The following is an 11,840-nucleotide window of genomic DNA, read 5'->3' on the forward strand; positions in this document are numbered from 1 at the left end:
GTGATGAACATAAAGCTGTTTTTTATTTTTACGCTACTCATTTCCAATGTTAATGCATATTGCAGTTGTGAAGATATCATAGAAAGCATAGAAATTTGTAAGGAGTATTCTTGCCGACAATATATTGGCAATGAAGATTTTATTGAGCATAAAATATTAGGATTAAATAGTGGAAATTTATGCGTATATATAGAAAAACAAGGTAATGATGAAATGGTTTGTCATCATTCTCAGTATGGAATGATGATAGAAAAAAGATATTTTGAAAGTATTCTTAAAGTTGGCAATCAAGAAATCGACGATTTTATTGATATAGCAAATTTGCGTGCAAAAGAGTGTTTCTTTATCAACAATCAAAAACTAAGCTATACAGATCGGGACGATATAATAAGAGAAGCAGTGGAAAGTGACTTTGACGTTTTATCACAATATAGTAACGTAAAAAGCATTTTTTTTGATGAAGAGCCAGTTAATAGAATGGTCAATGAAATGGAAAAGTTCAATTTACGATCTTCAAGAGCTGCAAAAGAGGAGGTATCAGATAATTTCAACGGTAAGGTAGTGAGTTTAGACTCAATTTTATATCTTTCTCCCGATACATGGAAAATATGGGTAAATGGAAAACTGTTTATAAATACTAAGGATTTAAAAGTGCACTCAGTCACTGAAAATTATGTAACTTTTGTATGGACCGTAGATCAAAAAGCAATAAAAAAGCATGCGAATGATTCTCAAAATGTATATTTTGGATATGGGAGTATTATGTTTACGCTTTATCCAAAACAAAAATTTGACTTGGATGGCTTATCTATTAAATAACTTAAATATATATGCGCTTGTAGCTCAGTTGGATAGAGCGTTGCCCTCCGGAGGCAAAGGCCGTGGGTTCGAATCCCTCCAAGCGCACTTTTAATTAAATTTGACAATAGTATTTTCACATAAGATAATAAAAGGATTTATTTAGAGCATAATTATGTCTGGTGGTACCATAAACAAAGTCATACTAGTTGGTAATTTAGGAAAAGATCCTGAAATTAGGACTACACAAAATGGAAAAGAAATGGCAAGTTTTTCAATAGCCACGTCTGAAAGTTGGACTGACAAACTTTCCGGTATGCGCTCTGAAAAGACAGAGTGGCATAATATCGTAATTTTTAGTGAAGGATTAGTAAAAATCGTCAAAGATTTTGCACGTAAAGGCAGTAAAGTTTATGTTGAAGGTTCTTTGAGAACTAGAAAATGGACTGACCAAAACGGTGGTGAAAGATACACAACAGAGGTGGTTCTATATAATTTTAATAGCGCTCTTACTCTCTTGGATTCACGAAATAGTGCGCCAAATTCTGATTACAAGCCAAGTGAATACAAACAAGGTGAAACAGAACAAAAAGATAAACACGAAAGTTTTGACAACGATATAAAAGATGAACTACTCGACGATGAAATACCATTTTAACAATTTAAATTGAAATCTACATTTTTATGGACTGCTTGTGTTACTCCTTTTAATTGCAATGGAGATAGTATAGATTATAGCAGTTTGCAGCGTTTACTGACAATGCAAGTTAAAGCTGAAAATGGCGTAGTGTTGCTGGGTAGCACAGGTGAGAGCCTATCGCTTACTGATTCTGAAAAGCGTACATTAGTTGAATTCGTATGTAAGCTAAAATTAAATACGAAAATTATAATTGGCGTACCAGGAGTGAATCTATATCAGACTCTTGAATGGCTTGATTTTTGCAAGGGTATGCCTATTCATGGCTATCTAATGACAACTCCCATTTATGCAAAGCCCGGAATTATGGGGCAGACTTTATGGTTTGAAAAGCTGCTTGAGAAAGCACATGTGCCGGTTATGTTTTACAATATTCCATCAAGAGCAGGAATAAATCTTCACGCTGAAACTGTACGCAACTTATCCAGCCACGAAAAATTTTGGGCTATCAAAGATTCAAGTGGCACTGTTGATACTTTAGCTCAGTATAAGAAAGTTGCACCAAATATTGAGGTCTTTTGTGGAGATGATAATATGATATCCGATATGGCCGCTTATGGTGCGGCTGGCCTGGTTTCCGTTGCTTCCAATGTTTGGCCATATGTAGCACATGAATATGTTAAGAAGTGCCTCAATGGCAGGAACCCTCAGGCAGATATCTGGCAACAGGCTTGCGAAGCCCTATTTATTGCCAGCAACCCAATACCCACTAAAGCACTTTTGCATGATATTGGGCTCATAGAACATCAAACTGTCCGCCTACCGCTCAGCACAGAAGACTTGCCTTCTGTTGAAAAATTGAGGCAAGTCAATAAAATGATTCTTGGATGGAAAGAATTGGCTACTCTCTAAATAGTCTTGCAACTTTGATTTAATATACAATCCAAGTTTCATTTGAACACTCCCAAACTTATCACTTTATGCCACTGGTCTTCATCTAAAATTTCTACACCTAATTCCACTGCCTTTTTATATTTGGATCCTGGTTTTTCTCCTGCAATTAGGTAGTCAGTTTTAGCAGAAAGATGTGAGCTGACCTTTGCTCCCAGAGTTTTGGCTCTTACTTTTGCCTCTCCTCTACTCATAGCAAGTAGCTTACCAGTAAACACTATAATTTTATTATTTAAAACAGAGTTACTAGAGTTGGAGCTCACAGGAAGAATTTGAAGACAAGCAGTAAGATCATTTAACATTTTGATGTTATGTTCCTTAGAAAAAAATGATTCCAAAGATTCAGCCCCTTTTTTTCCTATGCCATCTATACCTACTAGCTCAGTATTATCTAATGACAGTTCAATCATCGAATTATACCAGTTATTATAAGAAACATAATAATCTGCAAGCAATTCTGCTGCAACTTGGCCAATAAATCTAATACCTAAAGAAAATATAAACCTATCCAGAGTTATTACCCTTCTGCTTTGTATAGAATTTAACAAATTAGCTATAGATTTCTCGCCCCAACCAGACTGTTCTTCCAGATTAAATTCATCCAATCTTTCTTCTAAAGTAAAAATATCATGGATTTGTTTTATCATACCAAGGTCGTAAAAAAACTCTATCTGCTTATCACCAAGGCCAACAATGTCAAATGCATCTTTCGATACAAAATGCTTTAGTTTTTCTATCATTTGAGCTTTACAGGCAAATTCCTCAGGACATCTTACTGCTGCCTCTCCCTCAACCTGACGTACTTTACTACCACATTCAGGGCATACTTCAGGAAACACAAATTCAGGTGTATTTGGAAGACGAGAATCTCTGCTTACTTCAACGATCTGGGGAATTACATCACCTGCCCTTTTGATTGTTACAATATCTCCCTCTCTTATGTCTTTACGTTTTATCTCATCTTGGTTATGCAGACTTGCTCTACTAACTAGCACCCCACCAACATTGACTGGCACTAAATCTGCAACTGGAGTTAAAACCCCTGTTCTGCCCACCTGTATAAATATCTTGTTTAACTTTGTTTTTGCATAAACCGCAGAAAACTTGTATGCAAGTGCTGAGCGCGGTGCTTTGTGAGTATTCCCTAGACGATTTTGTAGTACCAAATCATTTACTTTATAGACTATTCCATCAATATCATAATCCAAGTTATAGCGACAGTTATAGACTTCATTATAGAACTTCAGCATTCCATCTAAACTACTCGTTAAGGACTGATGCTCATTTACGCAAAAACCAAGTGCCTCAAGCTTATTTAGTACCTCACTTTGACTTTTCTCTGCTCCACCAATCAAAGAATAAGCAAAATATCTAAGAGGTCTGCTTGCTGTAATGTTTGCATCCAATTGCTTTAGAGAACCAGCGGCTGCATTTCGAGGATTGGCAAATTCATCGTTTTCATTTAACTTTAAAAAGTCGCTGTTACTGATGTATATTTCACCTCTTACTTCTAGTCTTCCTTGCACACCTTGCAAAAACTTAGGAAAGCCTTTTATTGTTGCAACATTGTGAGTGACATCTTCCCCTACAAAACCATCACCTCGAGTTGCAGCTTTAACAAATCTTCCATCCTCATAAATAGCAGAAACCGACAACCCATCAATTTTTGGTTCACATAATATCTCTATTTTGTCCTCAATTAAAAACCTCTTTATTTTAGACAAAAATTTCTCTACACCTTGTTCATCATAAGCATTCTCAAGGGAAAGCATAGGTTCTTGATGTTCCACCTTAGAAAACCTCTCATCAGGTGGAGCACCAACACTATCTTGTGTTGCATAAATTTCTGGCTCTATTTCAGCTAACTTTTTCTTCAGTTCATCATATTCAGCATCACTTATTTCTGGCTTATTTTTTTGGTGATACAAAACATTATGATAATTTATTTGATCTTGCAGTTTTTCTCTCATCTTTTCTAAGTTAGTCATGATACCAATATAATGCTACATTAGCCTTTGTCGTCAAGCTGTGAATTTTCTTGAATTTATCATATGGTCTTAATCCATCAAATATCAAAGGTGCCACAATGCTATAGCCATACTTATTCTTCTCTTGCTCAATTGTATTAGCAGATCTCGCTTGCTCTAGCCATATATTTATATAAAATTAAAATAAATTAGAGTAAACAATATTGCTATTTAAATGCTAACAAGATTCGCTCCAAGCCCAACTGGCTACCTCCACGTAGGAAACGTACGAACTGCCTTGGTTTGTTGGATGTACACACGCAATCAAAACGGAAAATTTTTACTCCGTTTTGATGATACTGACCTTCAGCGTTCAGATGTCAAATATATAAATGATATCATAGAAGACCTAAAATGGATTGGCATAGATTGGGATGCAAGTTTTAAGCAATCAGAGCGCTTTGAGCGTTACAATGAGGTGTTTTTGCAGTTAATAAAAGAAGGGCATATTTATGCATGCTATGAAACAAGAGAAGAGTTAGACATTAAACGAAAATTGCAGTTAAAACAAGGATTTCCCCCGGTATATGACAGAAGCGCGTTACTTCTAACTGAGCAAGAGAAAATTCGTTATGAGCAAGAAGGACGAAGACCACATTTTAGATTTAAATTGGATAGAAATGAAGTTGTAAAATGGAATGATGAAGTTAAAGGTGAAATAAATATTGCAACCAGTAGCGTCAGCGACCCTGTGGTAAAAAGAGAAGATGGAATTTACACATACATGTTACCTTCTGTTACTGATGATGTTGACTTTAATGTAACTCATATTGTACGCGGGGAAGATCATGTAACTAATACCGCAGTGCAAATCCAAATGATTAAAGCATTAAAAGCGAAAATCCCTACATTTGCTCACCTGCCTTTGCTACATTTTGATGATAGCAAGATATCGAAACGGAAAGGCGGGCTGGATATCAAATCTATAAAAGAAGATGAAATTGAACCGATGGCACTAGTTAGTTATTTAGTGAAGCTTGGAACATCCAATCCAATTGAAGCTTGCGCCTGTATGCAATCTTTGATTGATTCATTTGACATTAAAAAATTTAGCTCAGCATCTGCACAATTCAGCTTGAGTGAAATGTATAAGCTAAATAGCAAAGTGCTGCAACAAATGCTATTTGAAATGGTGCAAGACCGTTTAAATCAAATTGGAGTGGGCTCCTCAGAGTTTTGGTATTTTATAAGGAACAATATAGAAAGGTTTTCTGAGGTGGCCAAGTGGTGGAAAATATGCAAATCTGATATAGAGCCTGTGATTCTTGATAAGGAGCTTATAAAAATTGCGTTCAATGCATTGCCCCAAGGTGATTGTAATGAAAACACGTTGTCAGAATGGGTCAAAACTATTCGACAAACAGTGGATATAAAGGCAAAAAACCTATTTACGCAGTTGCGTTCAGCTTTAACAGGAACAGAAACAGGACCAGAGCTCGCTAAACTATTAATTTTTATCGGCAAAGAAAATATCATTGCAAGGTTAAAAGAAAAGTGAAAACTAAAGAATTATAGCTAATGCAATCCCTACGTCATACCGCGATTCATTCGCGGTATCTCTTAGCCGCTAACAAGAGATCCCGCTAACAAGCAGCGGGATGACGGTTGTCGTTTAGCCATAAACATTAAGAAATTTACCAAACGAAAAAAAAGGCAAAAGAAGCCCCGTGGTTATTATCCGCTTTAAAATATTGGCGTTTTTTATGTTTTAAACGCTTGACAAGCGAGATTCAGCCGCTTTTAATTGCAACTAACTTATGCTGCAAATGTTTAAGAAATTTACTAAGCAGAAAAAAAGACAAAGAATCCCCGAGTTAGCTAGTCTTTTACTATCTCTGTCGAGTATTGGCATTTTTTGATGTCTTGTAACGCTTTATAAGCGCGTTCAGCTTATTTAGATAAAAACCTAGATGTAGATGAAGTTTTGTAAAGACATACAGTATCTATATACTGCAAAAAATTGAACATAAGACGCCGATACATTAAGTAATCCTTACCTTTTAATCTGCAGATTGGCGAAAGCAAATACAATAGCTCCACTATCATGATAAGGGAGCTGGCGGAGTTTGTCAAGTAAGTTTTTGTATTTTAATTTTAGAATTTTATAGGCTTTTGTTCTCATGAAAATTATGTTCTCATGAGTAAATTAATGTTATCCTTTTTTGTTGATCTAAAGTTTTTTATGTTCATACACTTGCGTGTTCATAGTGTTTATTCGCTGCTTGAAAGCTCGGTTAAAATTGAGGAGCTGATCGGCCTTTGTTTGCGAAATAAAATGCCAGCGGTTGCAATTACTGATTCAGGTAACTTGTTTGGCTCACTTGAATTTGCAGAATATGCGGCAAGTAGGGGAATACAGCTAATAATAGGATGCAATATTATAGTTAAACATTCAGAACAAAATTTACCTATATTATTGCTTGCAAAAAATGAGCAAGGGTACACTAATTTAGTCACTTTGGTGAGTGAGTCTTTTAGAAAGCGCAAGAATAACAGCGATATTCCTTACGTTGATTTTGATGAGCTATTGAATTTAAGTACGGGTCTGATCGCTTTAACCGGTGGATGTTTGGCTCAACTATTGTTGGGGCAAGATAAAGAAACGGTTGAAAAACTGCTTTCAGCATTTAATGGTCATTTATATGTTGAATTGCAGCGTCATGGGCTGAATAAAGAGCTAGAGCTTGAAGAAGCTTTGATAGACTTTGCTTATCAGCGCAATATACCACTAGTTGCAACGAACGATGTGTTTTTTCCAAATAGGTCTGACTATGAGGCTTATGATATATTAACGTGTATATCGGAGGGGAGTTATGCCCTGGAGAATAACAGAAAGAAGTTAACTACCGAGCATTACTTCAAGTCTGTGGCAGAAATGGAGGAGCTGTTCAGCGACATTCCCGAAGCAATTCATAACACTTTAGTGATAGCTAAGCGGTGCTCTTACATGCCAAGAAGCAGGCAGCCTATTTTGCCTAAATTTCCTTGTCGAGAAAATAAAACTGAGAATGAAGAACTGAGGGAGCAGGCAGTTGCAGGATTAGAATTCCGTATTGCGAATGAGACAGACATAGACCTTAAACAATACTACGATCGGCTGAATTACGAACTGAGTGTGATAACTTCGATGAACTACGCTGGCTACTTTTTGATAGTTTCTGATTTCATTCGTTGGAGCAAAGCAAATGGCATTCCAGTTGGTCCAGGAAGAGGCTCTGGTGCTGGATCAATTGTTGCTTGGGGCTTGCAGATTACAGACCTTGATCCAATAAAGTTTGGCCTAATATTTGAAAGATTTTTGAATCCTGATCGTGTATCGATGCCTGACTTTGATATCGATTTCTGCCAAGAGAAAAGGGACCTGGTTATTGATTATGTTCAGAAAAAGTACGGTTATGTTGCTCAAATAATCACTTTTGGTAAATTGCAGGCAAGGGCAGTATTGCGTGATGTTGGTAGAGTATTGCAAATGCCTTACTCTCAAGTGGATAAAATATCTAAAATGGTTCCATTTAATCCAGTAAATCCTGTAACTTTATCACAAGCGATAGAGTTTGATCAAAACCTGCAGAAAGAGCGGGATAGTGATGAGGTAATTGCAAAGCTTCTTGATATATCGCTAAGGCTCGAAGGAATATATCGTCACGTTTCAACTCATGCTGCTGGAATTGTAATATGTGATCAAAAGTTGGAAAATTTTGTTCCTGTGTACTATGATCCAAATTCGGCTTTGCCAATCACTCAATACAGCATGAAATATGTGGAGAAAGCTGGGCTAATAAAATTTGATTTTCTTGGGCTTGGTACGCTAACGCTAATAGATCATGTATGTCGTTTAATTAATCGTGATGGAAAAAAGATTGATATTTCTTCAGTTCCTTTAAATGACCAAAAAACCTATGAGATACTCTCAAGCGGTGATTCAATTGGAGTGTTTCAGCTTGAAAGTTCGGGAATGAGAGAAGCTTTAATTAAACTAAAACCGGACTGCATTGAAGATATTATCGCTTTAATTTCCCTTTATCGTCCAGGACCTATGGATAACATTCCAACTTATGTTGCAAGAAAACACGGACTTGAAAAGCCAGATTATATTCATCCGTTACTTGAGGAAGTATTAAAAGAGACATTTGGGGTAATAATTTACCAAGAACAAGTGATGGAAATAGCCCGTATTCTTTCCGGGTATAGCTTAGCGGAAGCAGATTTGCTGAGACGTGCTATGGGTAAGAAAATCAAGGAAGAGATGGATAAACAACGTGAACTTTTCATCCAAGGGGCAACGAAGAATGGCGTTGATTACGACAGGGCAAGTTATATCTTTGACCTTGTTGCAAAATTTGCTGGTTATGGGTTCAATAAATCTCATGCTGCAGCATATGCGGTGATATCTTATCAAACGGCTTACCTTAAAGCTAATTATCCATTAGAATTTTTTACAGCACTAATGAATCTGAATATTGATGATAGAGATAAACTGAATTTATTTTATCATGCAGCAAAGTTTAGTGGCGTTACCGTTCTTTCACCTGATATAAACAAGTCTCAAGCTGAATTCTCAATAGAGGATGAACGCATACGTTATGGTATTGCTGCCTTGAGGAATGTTGGTTTTTCTATAGCGGAAGGAATAGTGAACGTACGTTCAAGCGCTTGTAAGGACATATGGGAATTCATTCAAAATTCAGGTCATATAATAAATAAGAGAGCGCTAGAAAGCCTGATTAAATCCGGAGCATTCGATAGCGTGCATAAGAACAGAAAGCAGCTATATGAGTCAATGGACACGCTGATTTACTTTGCAAATAAAAACAAACAGGATAGAGAATCAAGTCAAGCTGCTTTGTTTGGTAGTCTTGATGTCCTCAAACCGAAACTTGAGAATGTGGAAGATTTTGATGAAGAGGAAAAATTAGAACATGAGTTATTTTCACTAGGATTTTATTTAACTAATCATCCGCTTGAAAAATTTAGAACTCTTCTGGAAAAGTTAAATATTGGGTTTATCGGAGAAAATAGAACAGCAAAAACTGCTGGGGTAATATTAAATGCACGTATGAGAACTTCAGAGCGTGGAAGGTTTGTTATCCTCACACTTTCTGATCCCCATAACGTTTCTGAAATAGCATTCTATAATAATGAAATAATAGAAGAAAAAAGAGATTTATTTTCACCAGGAACATTTGTGATAATTGATCTTGAAGCTTCGGAAAATACAACAAGATTAGCAGGCAAGGATATATCTGAGTTTACAAAAAGAGTCACTTCTACAATAAAAGAATTAGTTCTCACCACTGAGTGCACGGATTCGCAAAAAGCCGCTATGGAATTAACCACAATATTGAAAGATGAAGGCAGAACCAAAATAATGCTAAAACTTCTTCTCGAAAAACATAAAGTGAGCATCTTATTACCAGGTGCATACTCAATTGCTCCTCAAGTAATTTATGAAATATCTAATTTAAGCTGGATTAAAGGCGTAGAAATTAATACAAATAACTTGCTTATATAAAAAAGCTTTATATAATGAAATATTTAATCGGTATTAAAGGAAGATATAGTGAATCTTTATGAATTTACTTTTATAGCACAACAAGGATTGTTACAGCAAGAAGTAGAGGAGATGGTCCAAGAGCTAGCTGTTTCATTGAAAAATATTAAAGCAGATATTATGTTCCAGCAAATCAGGGATATTCTGAAAAAAGGAAATGACAAGCTTACAAAACAAGAGTTAGAAGTGCGTGCTGAGGACATTAAAGAAAGTCTAGTTGCTTACTCTGATTTCTTGGAAGATCTTACAAAAATTTTATGGGTTGAATTAGAAGAAGATCTTTCAAATTTGAAAGAAGTGAAGTCAAAAATCGATAAAGAGTTGAAAGATGACCTAAAAGATTTAGGAATAACGCAAGATTTTACAAAATTTCTAGGAGGCAGTACTAAAAGTGCGTTTATCCATAACGCAGTAAATGCTTTGAAGAGAAATATTTCAGAACATCTAATAAAGATTTTTCAAGATATTTTGAAAGATTTTAGAATAAACGGTCCAACTCAATCGAGCAAAGCGTTGGAAATGCTTTTGAAAAACATTGAAGCATCAGGATTAATCAAGTATGAACATTGGGGTCTTTTGGATTTTGCATATCACAAAAATAAAATGAAGAGCGGTCATTATTGTATAATGTGCATAAGTTCTACTGCAAGCATTCTGGATGAATTTATGCGTAGAATGAAACTTAATGAGAACGTTATTCGCCACTTTCCTGTGCAGGTTGATAAAATTTTTGAAGGTAAATCTCATATGATGAATAAACAAATTGAGGAGCAAAGCGCATAATGATGAAAAGACGAAATAGTTTAAATAATTCTTACGTATCTGTACATAATAGGACTGGCTTTAGGCGTTCTAAAGTTTGCCCTCTTGCTGCGTCTAAAGATGAAGACATAGATTATAAGAATATAGATTTATTATCCAAGTTTACCTCTGACTATGGTAGGATATTACCTAGAAGATTAACAGGCGTATGTGCAAAAAAACAAAGGAAGTTACGCTTAGCGATCATAAGGGCACGTTTTTTAGCTCTTATTCCTTACTGTACTAAAAAAGTTTAGGTAATTTATGTTGATAATTTTAAAGGAAAATATAAGGACTTTAGGTAAGCTTGGTGAAGTTGTCAAAGTTAAACCAGGTTATGCACGTAATTTTCTTTTTCCACAAAGAAAAGCGGTGAAAGCTACCAAGGAAAATTTAACAAAGCTAGAGGAGCAACGTTTATTACTGGAAGAAGAGAATATAAAAAGATTAAATGTAGCAAAAGAGCTTGCGTTGTCACTACATGATAAGTTTGTGGTATTAATAAAGCAAGCTTCAGAGGATGGTAAAATTTTTGGTTCTGTAACAACACGTGAAATTGCGAAAATTTTACTACAAGAAGGACATGTGATAGATCACCGTAGTTTATCTTTTGGTGGAGTAAGCATCAAAAACTTGGGTGAATACCAAGTAAACGTAGAATTACATAGTGAAGTAGTAGTACCAATTACTATATACGTCGTGAAATCCGAAACAGATGCAAATGAGCTAAGGCAAGTAAAATTGCAAAATCAGAAGTCTGAGCAACAAGAGGCAGAGCAAGATGCGAATAAAGAAGCTACTGATGGTGATGATAGCTGATCAAAGATGATCCCTTGTTATAGTCGTAAAGAAATTTCTGCCATGGCTAAGCTGGTGTCATCCCAGTGCTTCCCTCATGTCATCCCAGTGCGTGACACTGGGATCCAGTTTATTTCATCATGGACATTATTTTATGCTTCTAGAATCCGTTGTCCATTGAATAATTTGCAAATACTTTTATATCTGGATTCCAGTGTCACGCACTGGAATGACACCATTATTGGAGTAAATCAAAAATGATCCCACGCTATAGCCG

The 11,840-nt window shown here is 35.8% G+C and carries 10 protein-coding genes and 1 tRNA gene; 10 read left to right on the forward strand and 1 reads right to left on the reverse strand.

Going from position 1 to position 11,840, the window contains the following annotated elements; genetic code table 11:
- Positions 1-3 precede the first annotated feature (3 nt).
- The 4 genes from ACQH3L_RS05510 (at position 4) to dapA (ending at position 2,347) form a co-directional block, all read left to right on the forward strand.
- The gene (locus ACQH3L_RS05510) at positions 4-819 is read left to right on the forward strand and encodes a hypothetical protein (RefSeq protein ID WP_010082449.1); all 816 of its coding nucleotides are present in this window, start codon (positions 4-6) and stop codon (positions 817-819) included.
- A gap of 13 nt (positions 820-832) precedes the next feature.
- Positions 833-906, forward strand: a tRNA-Arg gene (locus tag ACQH3L_RS05515).
- Positions 907-973: 67 nt separating this feature from the next.
- Positions 974-1,456 (forward strand): single-stranded DNA-binding protein, encoded by a 483-nt coding sequence (gene ssb, locus ACQH3L_RS05520; RefSeq protein WP_010082448.1) that lies wholly within the window; start codon positions 974-976, stop codon positions 1,454-1,456.
- A gap of 9 nt (positions 1,457-1,465) precedes the next feature.
- Positions 1,466-2,347 carry a 4-hydroxy-tetrahydrodipicolinate synthase gene (gene dapA / locus ACQH3L_RS05525; RefSeq protein ID WP_038199100.1) on the forward strand — a complete coding sequence of 294 codons (882 nt, stop codon included), beginning with the start codon at positions 1,466-1,468 and terminating at the stop codon, positions 2,345-2,347.
- A 38-nt stretch (positions 2,348-2,385) separates the two neighbouring features.
- On the opposite strand, the gene ligA is transcribed toward dapA, so the two are convergent.
- The gene (gene ligA, locus ACQH3L_RS05530; RefSeq protein WP_425384745.1) at positions 2,386-4,374 is read right to left on the reverse strand and encodes an NAD-dependent DNA ligase LigA; all 1,989 of its coding nucleotides are present in this window, start codon (positions 4,372-4,374) and stop codon (positions 2,386-2,388) included.
- Positions 4,375-4,588: 214 nt separating this feature from the next.
- On the opposite strand from ligA, the gene gltX reads away from it, so the two are divergent.
- From gltX to ACQH3L_RS05560, 6 genes are all read left to right on the forward strand, one after another.
- On the forward strand, positions 4,589-5,911 hold the full coding sequence (gltX, locus tag ACQH3L_RS05535; protein ID WP_010962828.1) for a glutamate--tRNA ligase: 1,323 nt from the start codon (positions 4,589-4,591) through the stop codon (positions 5,909-5,911).
- Positions 5,912-6,595: 684 nt separating this feature from the next.
- Positions 6,596-9,925: a DNA polymerase III subunit alpha gene (gene dnaE, locus ACQH3L_RS05540; protein WP_425385018.1), complete on the forward strand. Its 3,330-nt coding sequence runs from the start codon at positions 6,596-6,598 to the stop codon at positions 9,923-9,925.
- 48 nt (positions 9,926-9,973) lie between these two features.
- Entirely contained in the window at positions 9,974-10,747 is a 774-nt protein-coding gene (locus ACQH3L_RS05545; protein ID WP_010082465.1) for a 30S ribosomal protein S6, read from the forward strand.
- Positions 10,747-11,022, forward strand: a complete 276-nt coding sequence (gene rpsR / locus ACQH3L_RS05550; protein ID WP_425384746.1) for a 30S ribosomal protein S18 — start codon at positions 10,747-10,749, stop codon at positions 11,020-11,022. The genes ACQH3L_RS05545 and rpsR overlap by 1 nt, the downstream gene beginning before the upstream one ends.
- Before the next feature lie 7 nt (positions 11,023-11,029).
- Positions 11,030-11,584 (forward strand): 50S ribosomal protein L9, encoded by a 555-nt coding sequence (gene rplI / locus ACQH3L_RS05555; RefSeq protein WP_006279792.1) that lies wholly within the window; start codon positions 11,030-11,032, stop codon positions 11,582-11,584.
- A gap of 42 nt (positions 11,585-11,626) precedes the next feature.
- Positions 11,627-11,824 carry a hypothetical protein gene (locus tag ACQH3L_RS05560; protein WP_264329665.1) on the forward strand — a complete coding sequence of 66 codons (198 nt, stop codon included), beginning with the start codon at positions 11,627-11,629 and terminating at the stop codon, positions 11,822-11,824.
- Positions 11,825-11,840 lie beyond the last annotated feature (16 nt).

The organism is Wolbachia endosymbiont (group A) of Sturmia bella (assembly GCF_964030905.1).
GTDB classification, from domain to species: domain Bacteria; phylum Pseudomonadota; class Alphaproteobacteria; order Rickettsiales; family Anaplasmataceae; genus Wolbachia; species Wolbachia pipientis.

Coding starts and splice junctions, on each gene's coding strand:
- gltX (WP_010962828.1), top strand. CDS start 4,589: ATGCTAACAAGATTCGCTCCAAGCCCAACTGGCTACCTCCACGTAGGA.
- ACQH3L_RS05560 (WP_264329665.1), top strand. CDS start 11,627: ATGGCTAAGCTGGTGTCATCCCAGTGCTTCCCTCATGTCATCCCAGTG.
- ssb (WP_010082448.1), top strand. CDS start 974: ATGTCTGGTGGTACCATAAACAAAGTCATACTAGTTGGTAATTTAGGA.
- ligA (WP_425384745.1), bottom strand. CDS start 4,374: ATGACTAACTTAGAAAAGATGAGAGAAAAACTGCAAGATCAAATAAAT.
- rpsR (WP_425384746.1), top strand. CDS start 10,747: ATGATGAAAAGACGAAATAGTTTAAATAATTCTTACGTATCTGTACAT.
- rplI (WP_006279792.1), top strand. CDS start 11,030: ATGTTGATAATTTTAAAGGAAAATATAAGGACTTTAGGTAAGCTTGGT.
- dnaE (WP_425385018.1), top strand. CDS start 6,596: ATGTTCATACACTTGCGTGTTCATAGTGTTTATTCGCTGCTTGAAAGC.
- ACQH3L_RS05510 (WP_010082449.1), top strand. CDS start 4: ATGAACATAAAGCTGTTTTTTATTTTTACGCTACTCATTTCCAATGTT.